This is a genomic window from Desulfuromonas acetexigens (genome assembly GCF_900111775.1).
Taxonomy (GTDB): Bacteria; Desulfobacterota; Desulfuromonadia; order Desulfuromonadales; family Trichloromonadaceae; genus Trichloromonas; species Trichloromonas acetexigens.
Map to the genome: position 1 here is coordinate 436,244 of NZ_FOJJ01000001.1, position 23,275 is coordinate 459,518.

Annotated in this window: 24 protein-coding genes; all 24 read right to left on the bottom strand. The window is 60.8% G+C overall.

Annotated features, from left to right (window positions below; all coding sequences use genetic code 11):
* Window positions 1–69 precede the first annotated feature (69 nt).
* On the bottom strand, window positions 70–1,575 hold the full coding sequence (locus BQ4888_RS02070; protein WP_092052998.1) for a flagellar assembly protein A: 1,506 nt from the start codon (window positions 1,573–1,575) through the stop codon (window positions 70–72).
* A 200-nt stretch (window positions 1,576–1,775) separates the two neighbouring features.
* A complete protein-coding gene (locus BQ4888_RS02075) occupies window positions 1,776–2,696 on the bottom strand; it encodes an RluA family pseudouridine synthase (protein WP_092053001.1) in 921 nt (306 codons plus the stop codon).
* Window positions 2,693–3,997 carry a tRNA (N(6)-L-threonylcarbamoyladenosine(37)-C(2))-methylthiotransferase MtaB gene (gene mtaB / locus BQ4888_RS02080; protein WP_420841939.1) on the bottom strand — a complete coding sequence of 435 codons (1,305 nt, stop codon included), beginning with the start codon at window positions 3,995–3,997 and terminating at the stop codon, window positions 2,693–2,695. Before mtaB ends, BQ4888_RS02075 begins: the two co-directional genes overlap by 4 nt.
* The gene (gene mnmA, locus BQ4888_RS02085; protein ID WP_092053006.1) at window positions 3,985–5,067 is read right to left on the bottom strand and encodes a tRNA 2-thiouridine(34) synthase MnmA; all 1,083 of its coding nucleotides are present in this window, start codon (window positions 5,065–5,067) and stop codon (window positions 3,985–3,987) included. Before mnmA ends, mtaB begins: the two co-directional genes overlap by 13 nt.
* Before the next feature lie 163 nt (window positions 5,068–5,230).
* Window positions 5,231–5,875: a phosphatidylserine decarboxylase family protein gene (locus BQ4888_RS02090; RefSeq protein WP_092053008.1), complete on the bottom strand. Its 645-nt coding sequence runs from the start codon at window positions 5,873–5,875 to the stop codon at window positions 5,231–5,233.
* Window positions 5,876–5,949: 74 nt separating this feature from the next.
* Window positions 5,950–6,969, bottom strand: a complete 1,020-nt coding sequence (gene ilvC / locus BQ4888_RS02095; protein WP_092053010.1) for a ketol-acid reductoisomerase — start codon at window positions 6,967–6,969, stop codon at window positions 5,950–5,952.
* A gap of 144 nt (window positions 6,970–7,113) precedes the next feature.
* The gene (gene ilvN / locus BQ4888_RS02100; protein ID WP_092053012.1) at window positions 7,114–7,608 is read right to left on the bottom strand and encodes an acetolactate synthase small subunit; all 495 of its coding nucleotides are present in this window, start codon (window positions 7,606–7,608) and stop codon (window positions 7,114–7,116) included.
* A gap of 39 nt (window positions 7,609–7,647) precedes the next feature.
* Window positions 7,648–9,345 (bottom strand): biosynthetic-type acetolactate synthase large subunit, encoded by a 1,698-nt coding sequence (ilvB, locus tag BQ4888_RS02105; RefSeq protein WP_092053014.1) that lies wholly within the window; start codon window positions 9,343–9,345, stop codon window positions 7,648–7,650.
* Between the two features lie 74 nt (window positions 9,346–9,419).
* Entirely contained in the window at window positions 9,420–11,090 is a 1,671-nt protein-coding gene (gene ilvD / locus BQ4888_RS02110) for a dihydroxy-acid dehydratase (protein WP_092053017.1), read from the bottom strand.
* A gap of 171 nt (window positions 11,091–11,261) precedes the next feature.
* Window positions 11,262–11,492, bottom strand: a complete 231-nt coding sequence (locus BQ4888_RS02115) for a DUF465 domain-containing protein (protein WP_092053019.1) — start codon at window positions 11,490–11,492, stop codon at window positions 11,262–11,264.
* A gap of 100 nt (window positions 11,493–11,592) precedes the next feature.
* Entirely contained in the window at window positions 11,593–12,294 is a 702-nt protein-coding gene (tsaB, locus tag BQ4888_RS02120; protein WP_092053022.1) for a tRNA (adenosine(37)-N6)-threonylcarbamoyltransferase complex dimerization subunit type 1 TsaB, read from the bottom strand.
* Window positions 12,294–13,625 (bottom strand): RIP metalloprotease RseP, encoded by a 1,332-nt coding sequence (gene rseP / locus BQ4888_RS02125; RefSeq protein ID WP_092053023.1) that lies wholly within the window; start codon window positions 13,623–13,625, stop codon window positions 12,294–12,296. Before rseP ends, tsaB begins: the two co-directional genes overlap by 1 nt.
* A gap of 15 nt (window positions 13,626–13,640) precedes the next feature.
* Entirely contained in the window at window positions 13,641–14,798 is a 1,158-nt protein-coding gene (locus BQ4888_RS02130; protein ID WP_092053026.1) for a 1-deoxy-D-xylulose-5-phosphate reductoisomerase, read from the bottom strand.
* Entirely contained in the window at window positions 14,795–15,631 is an 837-nt protein-coding gene (locus tag BQ4888_RS02135) for a phosphatidate cytidylyltransferase (RefSeq protein WP_092053029.1), read from the bottom strand. The genes BQ4888_RS02130 and BQ4888_RS02135 overlap by 4 nt, the downstream gene beginning before the upstream one ends.
* A complete protein-coding gene (uppS, locus tag BQ4888_RS02140) occupies window positions 15,603–16,355 on the bottom strand; it encodes an undecaprenyl pyrophosphate synthase (RefSeq protein WP_092053031.1) in 753 nt (250 codons plus the stop codon). Before uppS ends, BQ4888_RS02135 begins: the two co-directional genes overlap by 29 nt.
* Window positions 16,356–16,452: 97 nt before the next feature.
* Window positions 16,453–17,112: a hypothetical protein gene (locus BQ4888_RS02145; RefSeq protein WP_092053034.1), complete on the bottom strand. Its 660-nt coding sequence runs from the start codon at window positions 17,110–17,112 to the stop codon at window positions 16,453–16,455.
* A gap of 98 nt (window positions 17,113–17,210) precedes the next feature.
* Window positions 17,211–18,503, bottom strand: a complete 1,293-nt coding sequence (locus tag BQ4888_RS02150) for a class I SAM-dependent RNA methyltransferase (RefSeq protein WP_092053037.1) — start codon at window positions 18,501–18,503, stop codon at window positions 17,211–17,213.
* Window positions 18,500–18,895: a hypothetical protein gene (locus BQ4888_RS02155; RefSeq protein ID WP_092053039.1), complete on the bottom strand. Its 396-nt coding sequence runs from the start codon at window positions 18,893–18,895 to the stop codon at window positions 18,500–18,502. The genes BQ4888_RS02150 and BQ4888_RS02155 overlap by 4 nt, the downstream gene beginning before the upstream one ends.
* 5 nt (window positions 18,896–18,900) lie before the next feature.
* Window positions 18,901–19,650, bottom strand: a complete 750-nt coding sequence (locus BQ4888_RS02160; protein ID WP_240746291.1) for an RNA methyltransferase — start codon at window positions 19,648–19,650, stop codon at window positions 18,901–18,903.
* On the bottom strand, window positions 19,647–20,411 hold the full coding sequence (locus BQ4888_RS02165) for an RsmE family RNA methyltransferase (RefSeq protein WP_170232767.1): 765 nt from the start codon (window positions 20,409–20,411) through the stop codon (window positions 19,647–19,649). The genes BQ4888_RS02160 and BQ4888_RS02165 overlap by 4 nt, the downstream gene beginning before the upstream one ends.
* Window positions 20,392–20,808: a DNA polymerase III subunit chi gene (locus BQ4888_RS02170; RefSeq protein WP_092053044.1), complete on the bottom strand. Its 417-nt coding sequence runs from the start codon at window positions 20,806–20,808 to the stop codon at window positions 20,392–20,394. Before BQ4888_RS02170 ends, BQ4888_RS02165 begins: the two co-directional genes overlap by 20 nt.
* 45 nt (window positions 20,809–20,853) lie before the next feature.
* Complete coding sequence (locus tag BQ4888_RS02175) at window positions 20,854–21,414, bottom strand: 2-oxoacid:ferredoxin oxidoreductase subunit gamma family protein (protein ID WP_092053047.1); 561 nt, start codon at window positions 21,412–21,414, stop codon at window positions 20,854–20,856.
* Between the two features lie 25 nt (window positions 21,415–21,439).
* Window positions 21,440–22,183: a thiamine pyrophosphate-dependent enzyme gene (locus tag BQ4888_RS02180; RefSeq protein ID WP_092053449.1), complete on the bottom strand. Its 744-nt coding sequence runs from the start codon at window positions 22,181–22,183 to the stop codon at window positions 21,440–21,442.
* A 14-nt stretch (window positions 22,184–22,197) separates the two neighbouring features.
* Window positions 22,198–23,262: a 3-methyl-2-oxobutanoate dehydrogenase subunit VorB gene (locus tag BQ4888_RS02185; RefSeq protein WP_092053446.1), complete on the bottom strand. Its 1,065-nt coding sequence runs from the start codon at window positions 23,260–23,262 to the stop codon at window positions 22,198–22,200.
* Window positions 23,263–23,275: the final 13 nt, after the last annotated feature.

Below are 23,275 nucleotides of genomic sequence, written 5' to 3' on the forward strand. Positions count from 1 at the left end.
CTTTTGGGCACCAGGCAAAATACACTATCCGTCAAAGGGGGGCAAAAAGATTCGGGGAAATCAGGCGGGCTATTCCGGTGGGGAATTTTCCAGCAACTCTCTTTCGAGTTCGCGGGAGGTTTTCATCAGCGGGGTCATCGGCAGGAAGCGAAGCTGGTGATCAAGGGAATTTTCGATCAGGGAAAGGGGCCCTTGACGCTCAGCCTTGATCGTTTCGCGCGCCTTGCCGATAGCAACAATCACCCCTTCGAAAAGCAGAGATTTCACATTTACTTTGCCGTTCGCCTGGTTATTGTCCTGCCCCTGTAAGGTTTCGATCTGATTGAGCAACTGTTGTCGCTGGCTTTCGCACTCAGCGAGTTTGGCCGCGAGTTCGGTGATTCGGGCTTTTTCCCCGTCACTCAAGGGCAAACCACTTTCCAGGCGAGCCTTCAATGAACCCAGAATGCTGTTAATTTCGAGCAATTCGGTATTGATCTCATGGAGTTCGTCGCGAGCCTCACAGAGCTTCTCGCGCACGCGGTAGTCGATTCCCGCCTCCAGTTCGGTGCGCAGCCCCGAGGGTGCGCCGACCTTGTTCGCTTCGATACCGCCCAGGGCGATACAATCCCCGCCGGTAATCATCCCCTTGGGGAGGCTGACCAGCCCCAGGCACTTGATCAGGGAATTGCGGATTTCATTCTGCACGAGAACATGGTTGGCGCATTCCACCTCGACATCGTTAAGGAAATGCGCCGTCAAATTACCCCGGCAGAGGATTTTCCCCGTCCCCTTCCCGGCCATGCCGCGCAACTCCACATCCCCTTCGGATTCGATGAGACAGGCCCCGGCAATCCCGCCGATTTTAACGCCCCGCCGCGCTTTGATCTGAAAACCGTCCGGAACATCCCCACGCACCTCGACAAAACCGATAAAATCGATATGCCCGGTTTCCAGGTCGATATCGCCTTCGACCAGATGAATCTCGCTGACTTCGAGCATCTTGCCGTCAAAAACGACTCGCCCTTCCCGTTCGGCATGAATCTGTCTTTGGGCATCGGGGCCGCGCACTCCCTCTCCCAGCTCGAGGGCCAAGGGTTCACCAGCCACAGCCGCCACAACTTCCCCCCGAACTCCCTTGCCGTCCGTTCCCGGAGTGGCGGGGCGCAAGGTTCCGATCAACTGACCCGGCCGGACATTGCCATGAACATTCAACCGGCGAAAGTCGACATGGCCGTCTTCTGCTTCGGAAAAATCAGGACGTTCACGGTAGACCCCGGGCGAAAACTCGACATAGCCATCCTTTCCGGGGAAAGGAAGGGTACCGCGGGCCAAAAGGAGGTTAGAGCAGGACTTTCCGTGTCGCACGGCGTAACAGAGTTCCAGGCACTGTTGCTTGATCAGGCCGTAACGAATGCCAAATTCCTTGAAAATGGCGAGCAGTCGCTCGGGAGAAAGCTCGAGACTCGGTTTTTTAACGACGACCGCCCCTCGGCACTCCAGGCCGTCATTGACCACGACCAGGCGCAAGGCATAGCTGCCGTCGCTGCTCTGCACTGTCAAGGAATTGGGTAGCGGTTCCGCCGTATCGGTCATGCAATATCCCTTTTCGTGGCTATATCGCCGTTTTTTCCATAAATAGCGGTGATTTCACCAGAACAATCACGACCATTAGACTCAATATTTCTAATTAGCAAAAAACGTGCCTCGACATCAATTTTAACCTAAAAGCGATCAGATAAAAGCCAATCGATGTAATAAAGCAGATCAGGAAATGATTTGTCGAGGCGATGGATTTACACCCCGGGGGCTGGGGAGAACTCCCTCAAAAACGGAAGAAAATCAGTCGGAAGGGGCGCATCGATGGTCATGAAGTGGCGGGATTCCGGGGAGAAAAAGCCAAGGCGCGAGGCATGGAGCAGATGGCGCCGCAGGTGAAGACAGCTTCCGCCCAAGGAGAGAGAGGTCGGACCACCGTAAAGCTCATCCCCTAACAGGGGATGGCCCAAGCCGGCAAGATGGGTACGGATCTGGTGGGTGCGCCCGGTTTTCGGTAGGGCTTCGACCAGAGCGAACTGCGCAGCCCGGGAAAGAGTACGAAAATGGGTCTCGGCGATTTGGCCACCGCTGGTGACGGCAATGGTCCGGCCCCGCACACCGGCTTTGAGGCTATTACGCACGGAAAACACGTCTGGGGGATTGCCCGCCACCAGCGCCAGATAGGTCTTTTCGACTTGACGCTGCGCGAACTGACGGGCCAGGTCGCGATTCGTTTCGATATTGAGGGCAAAGAGGAGCACGCCGGTGGTATCCCCGTCGAGGCGATGGAGCAAGATCGGAGTTTCGCCCCCCTCCCCTGCGGCCAATTCTTCACGAACGAGGTCGAGGGCGTTGCCCCGACCGTCCACGGTGGGATGGGAGTGAAACCCCGCCGGTTTGTCGATGGCAAGGAGGCCTTCATCCCGATAAAGGATGTGCAGTTCCGGTTTCGCTGGCGGCGGACTCTCCCCGGCAAGGGTCAAAAAAACCCGTTCATTCCCCCGTAACGAGTAATTGGCGCGGCGTTGCACTCGGCCATCGACAAAGACGCAGCCCCCGTCCAACGCCCGCTTGATGGTCTTGCGCGAAACGCCGGCGAGACATCCGGCAAGAAAAAGGTCGAGACGTGTGCCGGCATCCTTACCCTCAGCGAACAACTCCTCCCGCCGTTTGCTCATGCCAGGGTACCGTGCAAGGCCCCGTCCCGCCAGGCATCAACGGTCACCGGCAGGCGTCTTCCGGCAAGCCGAGCGTTTCCGGGGAAAAGAACATTGAGATAATTACGGGTCAAGCCTCGGCAGGCACCGCGCCCTGCGCCCCTTTCAACGACCACCTCCAGAGTGCGACCGATGAAGCTTTGCGCAAACGCCCGATGCTTTCTCTCCCCCAGTTCCCGCAGTCGCGCGGCCCGCTCCTTGACAATCGCGCCATGCACCTGTCCGGCCATGGCTGCCGCCGGGGTTCCGGGACGGCGGCTGAAGGGAAAAACATGCAGATGGGATACCGGTAACTCCTCGATCAACTGCAGGGTGTGGGCGAATTCGTCATCGCTTTCGCCGGGAAAGCCGGTGATGAGATCAAGCCCGATGGCCGCTTCGGGGAGGCGCCGGTGGATCGTTGTCACCAGGTCGCGAAAGAAACGGGTATCGTAATGGCGATTCATGCGCTGCAGCACGGCATCATCCCCGGCCTGCAAGGGGATGTGAAAATGGGGGCAAAGGATGGCGGAATCGGCGATCCGCTCGATGAGAGAATCGGGAATTTCCGTCGGTTCCAGCGAGCCCAGACGCAGACGCGCAAGTTCCGTTTCCCCTTCGATGCGCTCAACCAGTTCCAACAGCGTCGTGGCCGGGGCCAAATCGAGGCCGTAACCGCCGATGTGGATACCGGTCAGCACCACTTCGGTATAGCCCCGCGCCGTCAGCGACCGAATCTGCTCGACAACCTCGTCCGCCCGGACCGAACGGCTACGCCCCCGGGCATAGGGGATGATGCAGTAGGAACAGAAAGCGTTACAGCCATTCTGGATCTGGACAAAGGCCCGGCTGCGTTCGGCAAAAGCGGTCAACGGCAAAGGAACCGCCTCCGTTTCGGCAGAAATATCGGAGACAGCGACGCGCGTCCCCTCCCCGGCCTCTTCAAGAAAGTCGAGAAAATTCCTCTTTTCGGCATTGCCGAGAACCACGGCGACGCCGGGGATATCCCGCAACGCCTGGGGGTCGACCTGAGCGTAACAGCCCGTCACCACCACCCGACAGTCAGGATTGAGCCGCCGGGCCTTGCGGATCAGGTTGCGGGACTGGGAATCGGTGGCGGCGGTCACCGTGCAGCTGTTGACGATGACCAGGGACGCCCCGGCGGCGAAAGGCACAACGGTGAATCCGACGGCATTCAGCCGTTCTTCCATGGCCGCCGACTCGAACTGGTTGGTCTTGCAGCCCAGGGTGGCGATGGCGACGGTCCGGCTCAAGCGATCCACCCTCCGCCCACAACCCGGTAGCCGTCGTAGAAGACCGCCGCCTGCCCGGGAGTCACGCCGTTTTGCGGCGTATCGAAGACGACACAGGCCTCGTCATGCTCCAGCGGCGTCACCGTCGCCGGCACTTCATGATGACGGTAGCGAATGCGACAGGCCATACGCAGCTCCCCTGGTGGCGCCGCGAGACTCCAGGTGACTTCCCGCAACCGCAGTTCGCGCACCGCTAGATGGGGCTTTTCCCCGACCACAACCCGTTTGTTCGCGGCATCGATAGCGACCACGTACAGAGGTTCGGACCAGGCCAGCCCCAGCCCCTTGCGCTGACCGATGGTGTAGCGGTAGGTGCCCCGGTGGCGACCGAGGACCTGCCCCGAGACATGGACAATTTCACCGTCCATGTGCCCGCCGCCGCGCTCCTCTTCAAGAAAACGCACGTAGTCGCCATCGGGAACGAAACAGATATCCTGACTTTCCGCCTTCTCCGCCACCCGCAGATTGAGCCGGGCGGCATGGGCACGCACCTCTTCCTTGCTCATTACACCGAGGGGGAAGATGACCCGTGCCATCTCTTCCTGGGTCAGAGTGAAGAGAAAATAGCTCTGATCCTTGGCCGGATCGAGCCCTTTACGCAAGACGAAGCCCTCCGGCTCGCGCTCGATACGGGCATAATGGCCGGTGGCGAGGAGATCGGCCTCCAGTTCCCGCGCCCGCCGCAACAGCAGCTCGAATTTGAGTCTCTGATTACAGAGCACGCAGGGATTGGGGGTGCGGCCGGCGAAGTAGTCGTCGCAGAAGCGGTCGATGACCTGCCGCTGGAAATCCTTTTCAAAATTCACCACATAAAAAGGGATATCGAGGCTTTCCGCGACCCTTCGGGCGTCGTGGACATCGTCGTGGGAACAACAGCTGCCGCAGGTTTCGCCATTTTTTTCCGCGAAAGAGGAATAGTCCCAGATCTGCATGGTCATGCCGATCACTTCATGCCCCTGCTCCTTGAGCAGAGCGGCCGTGACGCTGGAATCGACCCCGCCGCTCATGGCGACGACAATACGTTTTTTCGTTGCGGACATCGTTGCTTGTCCCCTGATCTTTGGGCTTTAAGATGAGTGGGTGAGTGGCGTGGAAGTTGGTCCGAGCGTGCTAAAAGGAAAAGTCAAAACATCCACACCCGCCGGGCATGGATGCTTTGACTTTATCGATGGTACTGAACGGCGAAACCCGGCAAGGGCAAAACTAACGGAGGGTGCCGATGATCGTCTCGCCGGCAACGGTGCGATCGCCGAGACGAACGGAAACTTCGCTGCCGGCGGGAAAATAGACGTCGACCCGGGAACCGAAGCGGATCAGGCCGTAACGCTCCCCCTTTTCCAGAAGATCACCGACTTTGGGATAGGTAACGATGCGGCGGGCGATGAGACCGGCAATCTGGACGAAAAGCAGGCGCTGACCATTGGCCGTCTCGAGCACGATCCCTCCCTGCTCATTGTCCAGACTGGCCTTGTCGAGAGAGGCATTGAGAAACTGCCCCTTGTTATAGAACATATCGACGACCTTGCCGGAAAAGGGCGCCCGGTTGACATGAACGTTGAAGACCGACATGAAGATGCTGACCTTGACCGCCTCCCCCTTGAAACAGCGCTCCTCCTGGACTGGGCCGACAAAGACGACCTTGCCGTCGGCCGGAGCCACCACGGCATCGTCCTGGCTCGGCACGACCCGCTCGGGGTTGCGGAAGAAATAGACGCTGAAGAGGGTCAGACAGAGGCAGAGAAAGGTCAGGAAACCCCAGCCGAGCAAGGCCAGGATCAAGGTCACGAAAGCGAAAAGGCCGATAAAGGGATAACCCTCCACCGCCACCGGCTGATTGTGATTTTTCATGAAGGTCGTTTCCCCATAGAAAAACCCGGCGGCACGAGGGACTCGGCCGCCGGGTCGTCTGTGATTCGAGCCGATTAGTTGCGCTCTTTATCCACCATTTTGTTCTTGCCGATCCAGCTCATCATGCCACGCAGACGCTCGCCGACTTCTTCGATCTGATGGGCCGCGCCTTTACGCCGCAGAGCGTTGAGCACCGGCTTGTTGGCGCGGTTTTCCAGCATCCACTCGCGAGCGAATTCGCCGTTCTGGATCTCTTCCAAAATCTTTTTCATCGCCACTTTGGTCTCGCTCGTGACGATGCGGGGACCGCGGGTGAAATCGCCGTACTCGGCGGTGTTGGAAATGGAGTAGCGCATGTTGGCGATACCGCCTTCATACATCAGGTCAACGATCAGCTTGAGCTCGTGCAGGCACTCGAAGTAGGCCATTTCCGGCGCATAGCCGGCTTCCACCAGAGTCTCGAAACCAGCCTGGACCAGCGCCGTGGCGCCGCCGCAGAGAACCGCCTGCTCGCCGAAGAGGTCGGTCTCGGTCTCTTCCTTGAAGGTGGTCTCGATGATCCCGGCGCGGCCGCCGCCGATGCCGCTGGCATAGGCCATGGCCACGTCCTTGGTATTGGCCGAGGGGTCCTGCTCGACGGCGATCAGGCAGGGAACGCCGCCGCCCAGCTGGTACTCATGGCGCACGGTGTGGCCGGGCCCCTTGGGGGCGACCATGAAGACGTTGATGTCCTTGCCAGGAACGATCTGGCCGTAGTGGATGTTGAAGCCGTGGCCGAAACCGATGTAGCTGCCCGGCTTGAGAAAGGGGCCGATCTGCTCGCGGTAGATGTCCCCCTGCAGTTCGTCCGGCAGCAGGATCATGATGACGTCGGACGCCTTGACCGCGTCCTGTGTGGTCATCACAGTGAAACCGGCCTTTTCGGCCTTGACCCAGTTCGCGCCGCCCTTGGGGGCCTCGGCGATAATGACCTCGATACCGCTTTCCTTCAGGTTGTTCGCATGGGCATGGCCCTGGCTGCCATAACCGATGATGGCGATCTTCTTGCCTTTGAGAACACCCAGGTTGGCATCCTTGTCGTAATAAACCTTCATTAGTTCTTTCCTCCTCGTGGCGGGACCGTTCAAGTCCCGGAAATTTGGCCCATACTTATAACATAATGCAAGGGCTCCGCGCTATGATTTTTCCTCGTAACGCTTCGCCCTTGCGTCGCTTCGTTGTCTTCACCGTCCGTTTTGTCAGCTGTTGCGCCAGCCCTTGGGACCGCGCCCGAGAACGACCGGGCCGCTGCGCACCAGTTCCTTGATCCCCATCGGTCGCAGTAATTCGACCACCGCATCGATCTTCGACGGCGAACCGGTCACTTCGATGGTGTAGGAGCGGGGAGTGACATCGACGACCTTGGCACGGAAGATGTCGACGATACGCAACACTTCGGCGCGGGTTCCTTCCTCGGCCGTCACCTTGATCATCCCCATCTCCCGCTCGATGAAATCCTGGCCGGTGAAATCGATGATCTTGATGGTGTCGATCAGTTTGTTCAGCTGTTTGGTGATCTGCTCCAGAACCTGGTCGTCGCCGCTGGTGACGATGGTCATGCGGGAGATGGTGGGATCGAGAGCCGGCGCCACGGAGAGGCTTTCGATATTGAAGCCCCTTCCGGAAAAGAGTCCGGCGACCCGACTCAGAACCCCGAACTCATTCTCCACGAGCACGGAAATGGTGTGTTTCATAGCAAAAAACTCTCCTCAAAAAAGGCTGTCGGGTCCGGCTCAGGAAGCCAGCACCATTTCGTTGAGCCCGGCACCGGCCGGCACCATCGGCATAACGTTTTCCTCGCGGGAAATCTTGAACTCCATAATGACCGGCCCCGGGGTCTCGAGAGCCTTGCGGATGACCTCCTCGACCTCTTCGGGCTTGGTCGCCCTCAGGCCAGTAGCGCCGTAGGCCTCGGCCAGCTTGACGAAGTCGATGGGCAGTTCCATACAGGTCTGACTGTAGCGGTTATGGAAGAAAAGATGCTGCCACTGGCGAACCATGCCGAGGAAGTTGTTGTTGAGAATGACAATCTTTACCGGCAGGCGATACTGAACCAGGGTCGCCAGTTCCTGGGAATTCATCTGAAAGGAACCGTCGCCGGAGATATCGATGACCTGCCGCTCGCGAAAGGCCGCCTGGGCGCCGAGGGCCGACGGTAGGCCGTAGCCCATGGTGCCGAGTCCGCCGGAAGAGAGGAAGGTGCGTGGTTGGCTGAAATCGAAGAACTGGGCGGTCCACATCTGGTGCTGGCCGACTTCGGTCGTGATGATGGCATCGTCCCGGGTCAGTTCGCGCAGTTTTTCGATGACGAACTGGGGCTTGATGATGGTCTTCGAAGCCTTATAGCTCATCGGATGCTGGGTCTTCCAGCCATTGATTTCTTGTCGCCAGCCTTCGGTCGCTTCGACCAGGGCTGGGATTTCTTCTTTGCGCTCACCCAGCTTGCTCACCAGTTTTTTCAGCACATCCTTGAGATCGCCGACGATCGGAAGGTCGACCCGCACATTCTTCTTGATCGAGGTCGGATCAATGTCGATATGGATGATCTTGGCGTGGGGGGCGAAGGTGGCGATTTTGCCGGTAACCCGATCGTCGAAGCGCGCACCGACGGAGATCAGCAGGTCCGAGTTGGTCACCGCCATGTTGGCATAATAGGTGCCGTGCATGCCGAGCATCCCCAGAGACAGGGGGTGTTTCTTGGGAAAAGACGCCATCGCCATAAGCGTGGTGGTGACCGGCGCCTGGATCAGTTCGGCCAACTGCATGAGCTCTTGCGAGGTATTGGAGAGGGTAACGCCCCCCCCCACATACAACACCGGCTTGCGGGCGGCCATGATCATTTTGGCGGCGTTCTCAATCTGCCGTACGTTGCCGCTGTAGGTCGGCTTGTAGCCGCGCAGTTCCACGGTTTCCGGATACTCAAACTCGGCCGTGGCGACCTGCACGTCCTTGGGGAGGTCGACCAGTACCGGGCCGGGCCGGCCAGTACGGGCGATATAGAAAGCCTGCTTGATGATGCGGGCCAGATCATTGACATTCTTCACCAGGTAATTGTGCTTGGTAATGGGCCGGGTGATGCCGATCACATCCGCTTCCTGGAAGGCATCGTTGCCGATCAGGGGCGTCGGCACCTGCCCGGTGATGATGACCATAGGGATGGAATCCATGTAGGCGGTGGCGATGCCGGTGATGGTGTTGGTGGCGCCAGGGCCGCTGGTGGCAATAGCCACCCCGACCTTGCCGCTGGCCCGGGCGTAGCCGTCGGCAGCATGGACCGCGGCCTGCTCATGACGGGTCAGGATGTGCTTGATCGGCGAATCCATCAGGTCATCGTAGATGTTGATGACCGTCCCGCCGGGATAACCAAAGATGGTGTCCACCCCTTCCAGGCGCAGGCATTCGAGTAAAATCTGTGAACCGGTCTTTTTCACGAAAAGATCTCCTCCAGGGTTTTTAAAACACTATCGGGAGCGGCCCGCCACTTCCCCGTCGGCGGGCCGCTGACTCAATCGGCTTTACAGATAGCGCCAGTGTTGGCCGAGGTCACCACGGCGGCGTAGCGGGCCAGCCAGCCCGTTTTGATTTTTGGCTCGGGCCGGCTCCAACGGGCCCGGCGTTCGGCCAGCACGACGTCGTCAACCTGCAGCTTGAGCGCGCGATTGGGAATATCGAGCTCAATGGTGTCCCCGTCTTCGACCAGGGCGATCGGACCGCCCACCGCCGCCTCGGGGGAGACATGGCCAATGCAGGGGCCACGGGTGCCGCCGGAAAAACGGCCATCGGTAATGAGCGCCACACTATCGCCCAGCCCGAGACCCATGAGGGTCGCCGTCGGCGCCAGCATTTCGCGCATGCCGGGGCCACCCTTGGGGCCTTCGTAACGGATCACGACCACATCGCCGGCCACTACCTGCCCGCCCATGAGCGCCGTCATCGCCGCTTCTTCCGACTCAAAGCAACGGGCCTTGCCGGAAAAGCGCATCATCTTCTCCGAGACCCCGGACTGCTTGACCACCGCCCCATCGGGGGCGAGGTTGCCGGAGAGAATGGCGAGACCACCCTCGGCCCGAATCGGGTCGCTGACCGGATGCACCACTTCTTCGTCGACATCGGCGACGCTGGCGATAATCTGTTGGGTCGACAGTCCGGTCAGGGTCGGGTTGTCTTGGATGAGATCACGCAGCTGATAGAGGACGGCGGCGACACCGCCAGCGGCATCGAGATCCTCCATGAAATGCTTGCCCCCAGGATTCATCGAGGCCAGCTGCGGCGTGGTGCGGCCGAGACGATCGAATTCTTCCAGAGGCAGATCGACTCCGGCCTCACGGGCGATGGAGAGCAGATGCAGAACGGTGTTGCTCGAACCGCCCAAGGCCAGATCGACGCGGATAGCATTCTCGAAGGCGGCCTTGGTCAGAATTTGGCGCGGGGTGATGTTATCCCGTACCAATTCGACGATCCGCTCCCCCGAAGCAAAGGCGATGCGCTTTTTCAGGGAGGAGACGGCCAGGGCAGTGCCGCAGCCCAGCAGGCTCATACCCAGGGTCTCGGTGAGGATCGCCATGGTGTTGGCGGTAAAGAGCCCCTGGCAGGAACCGGCGGTGGGACAGGCGTGCTCCTCGCACTGCATTAGTTCCTTTTCGTCGATGACCCCGGCCTTGTAACGGGCCATGGCCTCGAAGGTGTCGGTGACGAAAGAGAAGCGCCGCCCCTGACGGCCGGTGCCGGTCATCATCGGCCCGGCGGTGACGACGATGCAAGGGATGTCGAGACGCGCAGCAGCCATGAGCATGCCCGGGGTGATCTTGTCGCAATTGGTGAGTAGCACCAGACCGTCGAGACGATGGGCCTCGGCCACCGACTCGATCATGTCGGCGATCAGTTCCCGGGTCGGCAGGGAATAGTGCATCCCCTTGTGTCCCATGGCGATGCCGTCGCAGACCCCGGGGATGCCGAAAAAGAAAGCGTGGCCACCACCGGTATGGACCCCTTTTTCGATGAAACGCTCCAATTCACGCATCCCGGTATGGCCGGGAATCAGATCGGTAAAAGAGGTGGCGATCCCGATAAAGGGGCGGTTCATCGAGCTGTCGGGAAGTCCGGTTCCTTTGAGCAGAGCCCGGTGCGGGGTGCGTTCGAAGCCCTGGGTAATGGCGTCACTGCGTTTGGCGGTCATAGATCAAAATCCTTCCAACACTATATATGAGATAAACAAAGTACCGGAGCCAAAAACAACAAATATAGGCCCGGCAAAAACGATTCGGGCTAAATAAACACCCTTTGATACAGGAAAGGGTCCGAGCCAGAGGCCCGAACCCTTTTCCGGACTTAACGCGCGAAAAAGCGGTTACTGACGGAATTGGCTGAGAATAGCTTCCATTTCATCCTTACCAGCCAGTTTAAGTTTTTGCACCTTTTTTCTTTCCAGTTCTTCGTCGGGGGTCAAATAGGCTTTCTGGTCCAGTTTTTCCAGTTCTTTTTCCAGCAACAAATGCTCTTCGTACAGGAGTCGGAACCGGGGATTTCCGTCAAACAGTTGCTGGACCAGATCCTGCTGCGGCTGACCTTTTTCCTCCATGGAACACCTCCCGATCAAGGGTTAACATAGGGCGAAAACACAATTTTAAAATAACCAATGGATTTTTTGTTGTCAACATTCTATCCATCGCGGCCCGGTTTTATCCCCTATAGCGACCGATCTCCGCCAGTTCCGCCTCGGAAGGACGAATGTAAGTGGGGATCAGGCCTTCAAGTGGGATATATTCGCCACGGCGCAGCATCTGCAGGGCCGGGCCGAGGCCATTCGACGCCCGGCAGGCATGGGCCGGCCAGGGGGCGAAATGGGCGCTTTCGCCCAGACGTTCCTCGATCAGCCTCCGGTAGCTTTGCGCGCCGTCGCCAATGAAGAGGACGTCATTGGAAAGCCGCTCCAGCCAGCGGTCGGGCGGCAAGACGCAAGGGGACAGAAGGGGTGAAAATTCTTCGCCAATCCATTGGTAAAGGGCCGCGTAAACCTCCCCTTTGCGCGCATCGAGCAGAGGACAGACCGGCAGGGCGGCAAAAGGTAGCCGCCAGGCCAAGGCGGTCAGGGAAGTAACGCCGACCACCGGCTTACCGGTCGCCAGCGCCAGACCCTTGATCGTCGCCACGCCAACCCGTAGGCCGGTGAAGGAACCGGGGCCCAGAACCACGCCGAAACCGTCCATATCACCAATAGCAAGCCCCACACCTCGCAACAACTCGTCGATATTTCCGAGCAGATGGTCGGTATGATTGGCGGGGCCACTCAAAACAATCTCCCCGAGCAGTTTTTCACCCTGGCTGACGGCGACGCTTCCCGTCGGGGTCGCGGTGTCGACCAGCAACAACCGCTCGGTCATCACTGTCCCCCGAGGAAAATACGCATGATGTCGTTGTAGAAAGCCAGGATCATCAGGGAAATCAGCAGCACCAAGCCGACCTGCTGCATGACCTCGCGGGCGCGCAGAGAGAGAGGACGGCGAAAGACGAACTCGTAAAAATTGAAGAAAAGATGGCCACCGTCAAGAATGGGAATCGGCAGCAGGTTGAGAATCCCCAACTGGATGCTGAGAAAAGCGAGGACCGTAAGGATACTGGAGAGATCGGTCTGAGCCGCCTGTCCGGCGATCTGTACCACGGTGATGGGGCCGCCGATGCTCTTGGTGGAAACATGGCCGGTAAACATCTTCTGGATGAAGACCAGGGTCAGCTCGATCAACTCCACCGTCCGTTGTGCTCCCGCCTTGATCGACTCCAGCGGACCGAAACGCTTGAAGACGCTCTCCTGGAGCGGGCTGATGCCGACTAGGTACGCCTCGCCGTTGGCTTCGTCCCGCACCGGCTTGATCGACAGGCTGAGGGTCCGCTCACCCCGTTGCAGATCGAAGGTTTGGGCTTGCCCTCCGCCCTGCTGCACTGCCCCGCGAAGGTCGTACCAGGAACGGATCGGCGTCCCGTCGATGGCGAGGATGCGGTCTCCCACTTCCATCCCCGCCGCCAACGCCGGCATCCCCGGCGCCAGACCGCCGATCACCGCCTCCTGGGGAGGAAGCAGGCCAAGGGACTGCAGCCCTTCCAAGGCGCTCTCCTCGGGGGAAATACTCACCGTCGCCAACTCCCCGTTCCGCCGCAGGGAAAACTCGAGGGCGGAACCGGCATTGGCGATCAACAGGGGTCCGGTATCCGTCCAGTTCGCCACCGACTCGCCGTTGATCGCCTCGATACAGTCGCCGGCGACAAAACCGGCGCGCGACCCGGGGCTGTCGGCCACCACGTAACCGACACAGGGGGGCTCGTCGAGGAAGGACGGCAGATTGACCCCGACCATATAGGCCACAGGCAGGACCAGAAAAGGCAAGAGCAGATTCATCAACGGCCCGGCGGCGACGATGGCGGTCCGCCGCGATACCGGCTTGTGGGCGAAAGAGCGGGCCTCTTCTTCAGGGGTCAAGGGTCCATCTTCCCCCCCCTCCCCGCTTCCTTCCCCGAGCATCTGCACATAGCCGCCCAAAGGAATGGCACAGATCAGGTATTCGGTCTCCCCCCACTGCTTGGCAAGCAGCTTGGGACCGAAACCCAGGGAAAACTTGAGTACCTTGACGCCGCAGAATTTGGCGACGGCGAAATGACCGAGTTCATGGATGAAAACGAGAATGCCGAGCATGATGATGCCGGCAGCGATGGTAATCATGAATGAAACCTCCGTTTAAACGGATGAATGGATCAACTTGCGAGCCTCGTCCCGGGCCCAGCGGTCGGCCCGCAAGACCTCATCGATATGATTGAGGGGCAGGACACGATGGTTGGCGAGGGTCGCGCGGATGATCTCAGGAATGGCCAGAAAAGAAATCTCCCCGGCCAGAAAGGCCTCGACGGCCATTTCGTTGGCGGCATTAAGCACGGCGGGCGCGCTTCCCCCATCACGGAGCGCACCGTAGGCCAGTTCCAGGCAAGCAAAACGGTGGCCGTCGGGCGGCTCGAAAGAGAGGGAACCGAGCCGGCAGAGATCGAGGGGGGGGAGGTTCAGGGGGAGCCGCTCCGGATAGGAGAGCGCGTAGGCGATAGGCGCCTTCATGTCGGGAATACCGAGTTGGGCGATGACCGACCCGTCCTGATACTCGACCATGGAGTGCACCACACTCTGCGGGTGGATATGCACGGAAATCCGCTCGCCGGGCAGATCGAAGAGCCAGCGCGCCTCGATGACCTCCAACCCCTTGTTCATCATGGTCGCCGAATCGATGGAAATCTTGCGGCCCATGCTCCAGTTGGGATGAGCCAGGGCTTCAGCCGGAGTGACCCGTTGCAGCTCCGCCAGGGAGCGGTTGCGAAAGGGACCGCCCGAAGCGGTGAGAATCAGGCGGCGCACATCCCCGCGCCGGTGGCCGATAAGCGACTGGAAAATCGCCGAATGCTCGCTGTCGACGGGGAAAAGCCGCACCCCTTTGCGCGCCACCGCCGCCATCACCAAGGACCCGGCGGTGACCAGAGTTTCCTTGTTGGCCAGGGCGACATCCTTGCCCGCTTCGATGGCGGCCATGGTCGGGATCAGTCCGGCGGCTCCGACAATGGCCGAAAGGACCATGTCCGCTTCTTCGTGACAGGCGCAGGCGATCAGCCCCTCGATCCCGGATACGATCGTCGGCCCCGAGGCGCCGAGAGCGTCCTTGAGAATCTCAGCATCGGCGGCGCTCAACACCGCCACCAGGCGCGGCTGGAAACGGCGGATCTGCTTTTGCAGCAGGTCGAGGTTGCGTCCGGCGGTCATGGCCACCACCCGGAAGCGGTCGGGATGTTCGGCGACGATTTCGAGGGTGCTGACGCCGATGGAACCGGTGGAACCGAGAATGCTCAGACGCTTCATGCCGGGCCACCAGCGCCCGGGCCAAACCAGAGCGCATAGTAGTAAACGGGCGCGAAGGCAAAGATCAGGCTGTCGAGACGATCGAGGATACCCCCGTGTCCCGGCAACAGGGAGCCGGAATCCTTAACCCCGAAACTGCGCTTGATCATCGATTCGAAGAGATCGCCGACCTGACCGCAAACCCCAAGGACGATCCCGAGCAAAAGCGCATCGAAAATCCCCAGGGAGGAAAAAAACCAGAATTTGAAGAGCAACGCGCCGAAGACCCCGCCGACCAATCCACCCAGGGCGCCTTCGACACTCTTATTGGGGCTGATGGCCGGATAGAGCTTACGCTTGCCCAGACTCACCCCGGTAAAATAAGCCGCCGAATCGGAGCACATGATGATGAAGAGCACCAGAAAAACCCAGTACTTGCCTTCAGGCAGGGCGTGCAGCAAGGCCAGATGGCCGAAGAGCAACGGCAGATAAAGCAGACCGAGCAAAAAGAGGCCGAGCCGTTGGATGACCGAGGACAGATCACCGAAGCGAAAGAGCAGAAAGGAGGCGAAAAGCAGAGTGGCGAGGGCCAGTCCCGGCACCGCCGCCGCCGGATTGAAGGCAAAGGCCAGGGTCAAAAGGACCCCGCCGGCGACCGCCAGATTCCGTTCCCGGGGCGGTTCTCCGGGCAGAGCCATGCGATAGAACTCCGTCAGACCCAGGCCGGCCACCGCGATGACCAGCAGATTGAAGAGGAAGGGCGGAGCATAGGAAACAAACAGAATCAGCAGCGGCAGGGAGATTAACGCGGTCAGAATACGTTGTTTAATGGCAGTTCTCCTCGGAATGGACATCCTGGTCGGCAACCTGCGCCGAGGTCAGTCCGAACCGGCGCTGACGACGGGCGAAGACGGCAAAGGCTTCATGCAGCTTCTGGCGGCTGAAGTCGGGCCAGAGTTCCTCGCTGAAGTAGAGTTCCGTGTAGGCCAGTTGCCAGAGCAGGAAGTTGCTGATGCGCATCTCGCCGCTGGTGCGGATGAGCAGATCGGGATCGGGCATGCCGGCCGTATCCAGGGCCAAGTTCAGGCGCTCTTCGTCGATCGCCTCCGGTGTGAGCTGTCCCGCCGCGACCTCCCCGGCCAGGGAGCGTACAGCCCGGATCATTTCGTTGCGCGAACCGTAGGAGAGCGCCAGGGTCAGCACCATGCTGGTGTTGTCTTTGGTCCGCTCCATCGTCTCGCGCAGCACCTGCGCCACCTCGGCAGGGAGCCGGTCGGTCTCGCCAATGACCCGGAAGCGGATGGAACGGGCGCAGAGATCGTTGAGTTCCGAAGCCAGATAACGCACCAGCAAACCCATCAGGGCCTTGACCTCATCCTCGGGGCGGCCCCAGTTTTCCGAGCTGAAGGCATAAAGGGTCAGATAACGGACGCCCAGGGTCCGGCACTCCGAAACGACCTCCCGTACTGCCTCAACGCCGCGATGATGCCCGGCGATGCGCGGCAGATGCCGCCGTTCGGCCCAGCGGCCGTTGCCATCCATGATGATGGCCAGATGTTCGGGGATCCGTAAGCGCATGGAGGTCGACTCTTCGGGTCTGAAATCGGGGATAACGATCAAAAGAGGCGTTAAGCTATCATGAAACGGACCTCTCAGGCAAGCACCGAACCGCCATTCAACGGGAGGAGGTGGGGAGCAGTCGGGCCGAACGCAACATGCAGCGGGCCTCCGGATAATCCTCCGGGTCCTTGCCCGATTCGGTGAAATAAAAGAAGAACCAGCTATCCCGGACAAAACCGATGAGGCCGTAAAAACGGGTGGGGACATCATGCTTGCGATAGGCGGCATCGAGGCTATAGGCATAATCGGCCCCCTGCACCCGTTCCCGCCGTACCCGATGGTTGACCTCCGTCACCCCTTCCTCACCGATCAGACTATCCGCCGCGAAACGGGCCGAGTCGGCAACCATGCGCCGTGACGGGGCGATATCTCCGGCGCTTAACGGGCTGAAATCGATATCGAGATGGGCGCCGCTGACGGGATTAAAGATGAAGTGCTCGTTGGCCGCCAGGCGTTTGGTGGCGAAGTCTTGAAGCGCGGCTTCATCCACCTTCTTGCCCTGTGCTTCGAGATCATGGGCAAGGTGTTCGATCATATCCGCCACCAGAAATTCCGGGGGCTGATCGGACGCCTGCCACCGTCCCGGCGGAATCTGGATCGCCAGGGTTAGTCCGGGGGCCACTTCCAGCAGATGGTCGGGCCAGGGGCGTTTCGCGCAAGCGCAGAGAAGAAGCAGGGCCGAAATCAGAAAAAGACGGGCGAAGCGACGGGGCATGGGACCCTCCCTGAAGAACAACGGCCGGGATTAACCGCTGGATTAAGGAATATACCACGCTTCCTGATCGACGAAAGCCGACGATGAAAAATCATGTTCTATGCACTCAGGCGCAGGGAAGTCAGGCTTTCGGTGTGATGGGTCTGGGGGAAAAGATCGAAGGGGCGCGACCATTCCAGGCGATAGCCGCCGTGCAGCAGTGGGACGAGATCACGGGCCAAGGTCGGGGGATCGCAGGAGACGTAGAGAATGCGCGGAGGCCGCAGCTGTGACAGTTCCCTGGTCACGGCATAAGCGCCGGTGCGGGGAGGATCGAGCAGCACCAGGTCGAAGGGCTTCTCGCGACTGAAGAATTCCGCCGCCCCTTCCGCCGGGCGAGCATGGAAAAAGGCATTGGTCAGGCCGTTGTCGGCGGCGTTCGCCCGGGCCTTGGTGATGGAGGGGGCGTAATCCTCCACCCCGACCACCTCACCGGCGCGACGGGCCAGGGGCAAGGAAAAGTTGCCCATGCCGCAGAAGAGATCGAGCACCCGCCCCGGGGCCGCGTCGCCGAGGGCGGCCAGGACTTCTGCCACCAGTTGCCGGTTCTGCGCCAGGTTGACCTGGGCGAAGCCCCCCGGCCCGTAGGCCAGGCGCAGATCGCCGCCGGTTTCGGGGTGGATGTACAGATCCTCGGCGCCGGTCACGGCCCGCAACGAATCCTTGCGTCCACTCTGGAGAAAGAGAGCATAACCGGCCGTTTCCGCCAAGGGGCGCAGATAGGCGGCCAACTCCCCTTCCCGGCCGTCAAGCACATGCACAACGACGCGAATCCGCTCTTCGTCGTCGACCGCCACGTCCACCTGGGGAATCTTCTCCGGGCAGGGGGAAGCCGCCAGCCACTCGCGAAAATACCTCAGCGCGCCGTTGACCGCCGGAGCGGCGATGGGGCAATGGGGCACGTCGATCACGAAATGGCTGCCGCTTTTATAGAAGCCCATGACCAGGCCCGCCTCGGTCTGCCGGCACTTGAACTGCACCCGGCTGCGATAGCCCCATTCCTCGGGGGCTTGCGCCAGCGGGAGAACAAGATCCGGCGGAACATTCACCTGACGGACCAGGGTGTCGCGGAAGATCTCCTCCTTCCAGCGCGCCTGTTCGCCATAGTCCAGATGCTGCCACTGACAGCCGCCACAGCGCCCGAAGAGCGGACAGGCTGGCGACCGCCGTCCACAACCCGACTCCAGCAGGGCGACCAGTTCCCCTTCGGCATAGCGTTTCTTTTCGCGGACGATGCGACAATCCACCAGATCGCCCGGCGCGGTGCAGGGGACGAAGATCGCCTTGCCCTCATGACGGCCGATTCCGGCGCCGCCGTAGGCGAGACGCTCAATGCGTAAACGTTTAATCATTTCACCAACCGAAAGGGACGACGGGCCTGTTTGCGTTTTTCCAGCTCCCCCGCCAGCAGACGGTGGGGAAATTCCGGGCTGCGCAGATAGGGGTAGGCACTGGTCGCGAAGGAATCCAGAAGTTCGGCGCGAACGACGGGAAGATCGGCCGTAGCCACGCCCATGCGTTCCAGATGACGGGTCCAGGTCAGCTCCTCGCCGAGCAACCCCCGGACGCGGCGGGCCTCTCCAGCGGGATCGGCGGTCTCGGGAAAGAGCACAGCATCGATTACGACCCGGCAGCGCACTTCGATGCGCAGACGGTAGTAATCACCAAAATAGCGGTTCGAATCCTCTTTGAATTCGAGTCGCACGCCGTTTTCAAATTGTTCCTGACGCAGGGTGGTTGCCATGCTCCCTACCCTTTCCGCCGCTCGGACTCGACCCAGTCGATGCGGCTGAAGAGACCGTGGAGGATACGTACTTCCCGGTCGTTAAGCCCGGCGCGGCCGAAGATGCGGCGGAAAGAACGGAGAATGTGCTCGGGATTCTGGGCGTCGAGAAATTCGATATCGAGCAGTGTGCGACGCACGTGCGCGTAGAGTCCCTCCAGGGTGCGGTTCTCGGCGAGTTTCTTGCGCCCATGTTGGCGACCTTCCAGCTCGCCGAAGGTCTTGGCCGTTTCATAGAGGCAAAGGGAGACAGCCTGGGCGAGGTTCATGGACGGTAGGGCATCGGCAGTAGGGATGGTGATGAAACGCTGGCAGAGATCGAGTTCCGCCGTCAGCAAGCCGCTATCCTCGCGGCCGAAGACCAAGGCGACCCGACCCTTTTCGGTCAGGGGGAGCAACTCCCGCGCGGCCTCGTCGGGATGGAGGAAGTCCTCCCGATACTTGCCGAAGCGGCGGGTGGTGCCGAGACAAAGGTGACAATCGGCCACGGCCGAGGGGAGATCGCCGAAAATTCGCGCCGACTCCAGGAGACCGCCGGCCTTGACCGCCATGCGCCGGGCTTCGTCGGAGAAGTGATCGGCGCTGGGATTGACCAAGCGGAGATCGGCAAAACCGAAATTCATCATCGCCCGGCAGACCGAACCGATATTCAGCGCGCCCTGGGGTTCGACCAGCACCACGGCGACCCGGCTGAGGTTCATGGCGGCATCCTTCATCCCAAATCTCCCAGGGCGTATTGGACGAGGGCCGCGCCGACGATGGCCGCCGTCTCCGTGCGTAGGATCCGCCCGCCGAGACTCACCGGCAAAATCCCCGCCCCTTGCGCCTGGGCGGCCTCTTCGGGAGTGAAGCCCCCCTCAGGACCGACCAGCAGTGCAATACGTTCCGGCCGTTGACCGCGCAGCGCTTCCTTGAGGGTCCAACCCGCCGCCCCTTCGTAAAACATCAGCCGCAGCTCGCTCTCGGCGCATTCGGCCAGTACTTCGGACCAGTCAAGAACCGGCGCCAGTTCCGGGAGCATTCCCCGGCGGCACTGATAGGCGGCGCGGCGCAGCACCTCGGGCCAGCGATGGGACTTTTTCTGCGCGGCATCGCGCTCGTCAAGGGTCGCGGAACGCCGCGAGACATAGGGGACGATGCGGCGGACGCCAATTTCAGTGAGTTTCTGCAGCACCAGCTCGAAGCGCTCCTTTTCCGGCAGGGCCTGATAAACGACGATTTCCACAGGACTTTCAGGGGGGACGGAAAACTTCTGGAAAGGAATGAGGACGCGTCGGCCCTCATCGTCGTGCAATCGGGCGCGATGGAAATCGCCTGCCCCATCGACCAGGGTGAAGATCTCGCCGGGCCGCGCCCGCCAACAGTCCAGCGCCGTCGTCAGACCTTCGGTAAGAGGGATTTCCCGCTCCGCCGCCACCCTGACGGCCACCCGTAACAGACTCTCTAACCCGCCCCGGTTAACGCATGGACGGGGCAAAGCCGGCCTCCCGGAAACGGGCGAATCGACGGCGGGCCGCCTCCGCCAGATCATCGTCGTGAACTTCGGCGAAATCGATGATCCGCTCGAACTGCCGGACGAATTGAAAGGAAGCGGGATTGCCCATGATCAGCACCCGCGCGCCGTTGGGATTGTGCTCCTCGACGGTGATCACCACCGGCTCGTCGAGGCAGTCGACGGCGCCGTTGTCGAAGGCGTGGGGAAGAAAAGAACCCTTTTTCCAGGTCCACATGAAACGGTCGAGGGTCACCGCCTGGTTGTCGTCCTGCACCATAATCAGCACCCGCTCCCCGGAAGTGAAGAACTCCTCGGCCAACTCACACAGATGCAGGGCTTTTTCGGGCTTCTTCAGCTTGACAAATTCAACCTTGGGCATGACGCCGACCTTTACGGGCTTAAGCGAAAAGACGGAAGCAAAGACTCAGACGGTCGCGCCGACCGCCGCGCGAGCACGGGCGGCACCGAGATCGATGGCTTGAACATTGAGGGGGATGAAGCGATGGTTGCGCTCCGGCAAGGCGTCGGTCAGCGCCGCCTTGAGGGCATCGAGGGAGACGGCGCCGGTCAGTTCGGCGTACGCGCCGATGGCGATCATGTTGAGCAGCCGGGCATCGCCGATTTCGAGGGCCAGTTCGTTGAGGGGCAGACGCAGCACCCGCAGGTCGGAACGGCCATCCCCACTCTCTTCGATCAGGGAGCTGTTGACGATGCACAACCCACCGGCCCGCACCCGGCCGAAGTATTTCTCCATGGAGAGTGGATTGAGCAGAATGGCGGCGCCGGGATTGCCGATGACCGGCGAACCGACTTCACCGTCGGCGACCACCACCGTGCAGGTCGCCGCTCCGCCCCGCTTCTCGACACCGTAGGCGGGGAAATAAGAGGTGTTGCGCCCCTCGCGGATGGCTGCGTAGGCCAGCAGGTTGCCGATCAGCAGAATGCCCTGGCCGCCGAAACCGGCCATGAAAACCTCATGATTCATTGTCTTCTCCATCAGCGCGCCCGATTCAGGCGGCGCTTGTATCCTTGAAGATCGCCAGGGGGAAATAGGGGATCATCTCCTCACCAATGCGGGCATTGGCTTTGAGGGGATCCATCCCCCAGTTGGTCGGGCAGGCCGAGAGCACTTCGACGAAGGAAAAGCCCCGCCCCTGGATCTGGGTCTCAAAGGCCTGTTTGATGACCCGTCCGGCCTGCACCACGTTTTTCGGCGTATTGACCGCCACCCGGGCACTGTAAGCCACCCCTTCGAGTTGGGCGAGCAGTTCGGCCATGCGGATCGGATAGCCGTCGTTGGCGACGTTACGACCATAAGGGGAAGTGGAGGTTTTCTGGCTCGGTAAGGTGGTCGGCGCCATCTGCCCGCCGGTCATGCCGTAGGTGGTATTGTTGACGAAAATGACCGTCATCCCCTCCCCCCGGTTGGCGGCGTGAATGATTTCGCTGGTGCCGATGGCCGCCAGATCGCCGTCCCCCTGATAGGTGAAGACAACCTTGTCCGGGCAGGCGCGCTTGACGCCGGTCGCCACCGCCGGCGCGCGACCGTGGGGTGCTTCGACCACGTCGATGTCGAAGTAGCCGTAGAGAAAGACGCTGCAGCCCACGGAAGCGACGCCGATGGTCTTCTCCTGCACGCCGAAGTGGTCCATCGCCTCGGCGACCAGCCGGTGGATGGTGCCGTGCTGGCAGCCGGGGCAGAAATGGGTCTGAACATCCTTGAGGGATACGGGATGGGCGAATACCTGTTGCAGGGCGCTCGACATGATCAATCCTTGTAGTGCTTTCGAATCTGGGCGAGAAGCTCTTCCGGGGTCGGCAGGGAGCCGGCTCCCGGCGGGCGGCCGTAGAAAAAGACATCGGCATCGCGGGCTACGGAAAGGCGCACATCCTCCACCATCTGTCCGGTGTTGAGCTCGAAACAGAGCACCCGCTTAGCGCGCGCGGTGGCGTCGGCGAAGGCCCGATCCGGGAAGGGGAAGAGGGTGATGGGGCGCAGCAGACCGACCTTGAGCCCCTCTTCGCGGGCCATGCGAATGGCGGTTTTGGCAATGCGTGCGGTCACGCCGAAGGCGGTCACCAGCAGCTTGGCATCATCGAGGCCGGCGGTTTCGCAGCGCACTTCCCGCTCGCGCAGCTCCTGATACTTGCGGTGCAGCTTCCAGTTGTGGGCTTCGAGCTCACCGTCGCCAAGGTAGAGGGATTTAACCACCCGCTGGGCGCGGCCGTCCTTGCCGGAAACGGCCCAGTCCTTGGCCGGGAGATCGGCGGGAGCAACGTAAGGATGGGGAATCAGCGCCTCTTTCATCTGCCCGAGCACCGAATCGCCCAGCAGCATGGCCGGGACCCGGTAGCGATCGGACAGATCGAAGGCGAGCATGGTCAGATCGTACATCTCCTGCACCGAATTCGGCGCGAGGACGATGGTGTGATAACCGCCGTGACCGCCACCCTTCACCGCCTGAAAGTAGTCGGACTGGGAGGCGTCGATGCCGCCAAGGCCGGGACCGCTGCGGGCGATGTTGACGATCAACCCGGGCAACTCGCTCCCCGCCATGTAGGAAATTCCCTCCTGTTTGAGGGAGATGCCGGGGCTGGAAGAGGAGGTCATCGCCCGCTGCCCGCAAGCGCTGGCGCCGAGCAGCATGTTGATCGAGGCGATTTCACTCTCGGCCTGGATGAAGGTGCCACCGACCTTGGGAAACTCGCGGGAGATGTATTCGGGAATGTCGCTCTGGGGGGTGATGGGATAGCCGAAATAAAAACGGCAGCCCGCTTCGATGGCCCCCATGGCGACGGCTTCGTTGCCTTTGACCAACAGACGTTTCTGCAAAACGACCTCCAAA

What these genes read in the sequence shown, in the direction of transcription:
- mnmA (WP_092053006.1), bottom strand. Translation starts at nt 5,067, where the DNA reads ATGTCCGCAACGAAAAAACGTATTGTCGTCGCCATGAGCGGCGGGGTC.
- rseP (WP_092053023.1), bottom strand. Translation starts at nt 13,625, where the DNA reads ATGATTACCATCGCTGCCGGCATCATCATGCTCGGCATTCTCGTTTTC.
- tsaB (WP_092053022.1), bottom strand. Translation starts at nt 12,294, where the DNA reads ATGACCGAGCGGTTGTTGCTGGTCGACACCGCGACCCCGACGGGAAGC.
- BQ4888_RS02075 (WP_092053001.1), bottom strand. Translation starts at nt 2,696, where the DNA reads ATGAGCAAACGGCGGGAGGAGTTGTTCGCTGAGGGTAAGGATGCCGGC.
- BQ4888_RS02070 (WP_092052998.1), bottom strand. Translation starts at nt 1,575, where the DNA reads ATGACCGATACGGCGGAACCGCTACCCAATTCCTTGACAGTGCAGAGC.
- BQ4888_RS02150 (WP_092053037.1), bottom strand. Translation starts at nt 18,503, where the DNA reads ATGATTAAACGTTTACGCATTGAGCGTCTCGCCTACGGCGGCGCCGGA.
- ilvN (WP_092053012.1), bottom strand. Translation starts at nt 7,608, where the DNA reads ATGAAACACACCATTTCCGTGCTCGTGGAGAATGAGTTCGGGGTTCTG.
- BQ4888_RS02160 (WP_240746291.1), bottom strand. Translation starts at nt 19,650, where the DNA reads ATGAAGGATGCCGCCATGAACCTCAGCCGGGTCGCCGTGGTGCTGGTC.
- BQ4888_RS02145 (WP_092053034.1), bottom strand. Translation starts at nt 17,112, where the DNA reads ATGCCCCGTCGCTTCGCCCGTCTTTTTCTGATTTCGGCCCTGCTTCTT.
- uppS (WP_092053031.1), bottom strand. Translation starts at nt 16,355, where the DNA reads ATGCGCTTACGGATCCCCGAACATCTGGCCATCATCATGGATGGCAAC.
- BQ4888_RS02155 (WP_092053039.1), bottom strand. Translation starts at nt 18,895, where the DNA reads ATGGCAACCACCCTGCGTCAGGAACAATTTGAAAACGGCGTGCGACTC.
- BQ4888_RS02170 (WP_092053044.1), bottom strand. Translation starts at nt 20,808, where the DNA reads ATGCCCAAGGTTGAATTTGTCAAGCTGAAGAAGCCCGAAAAAGCCCTG.
- ilvD (WP_092053017.1), bottom strand. Translation starts at nt 11,090, where the DNA reads ATGACCGCCAAACGCAGTGACGCCATTACCCAGGGCTTCGAACGCACC.
- BQ4888_RS02175 (WP_092053047.1), bottom strand. Translation starts at nt 21,414, where the DNA reads ATGAATCATGAGGTTTTCATGGCCGGTTTCGGCGGCCAGGGCATTCTG.
- ilvC (WP_092053010.1), bottom strand. Translation starts at nt 6,969, where the DNA reads ATGAAGGTTTATTACGACAAGGATGCCAACCTGGGTGTTCTCAAAGGC.
- BQ4888_RS02090 (WP_092053008.1), bottom strand. Translation starts at nt 5,875, where the DNA reads ATGAAAAATCACAATCAGCCGGTGGCGGTGGAGGGTTATCCCTTTATC.
- BQ4888_RS02130 (WP_092053026.1), bottom strand. Translation starts at nt 14,798, where the DNA reads ATGAAGCGTCTGAGCATTCTCGGTTCCACCGGTTCCATCGGCGTCAGC.
- BQ4888_RS02115 (WP_092053019.1), bottom strand. Translation starts at nt 11,492, where the DNA reads ATGGAGGAAAAAGGTCAGCCGCAGCAGGATCTGGTCCAGCAACTGTTT.
- BQ4888_RS02135 (WP_092053029.1), bottom strand. Translation starts at nt 15,631, where the DNA reads ATGTCCATTCCGAGGAGAACTGCCATTAAACAACGTATTCTGACCGCG.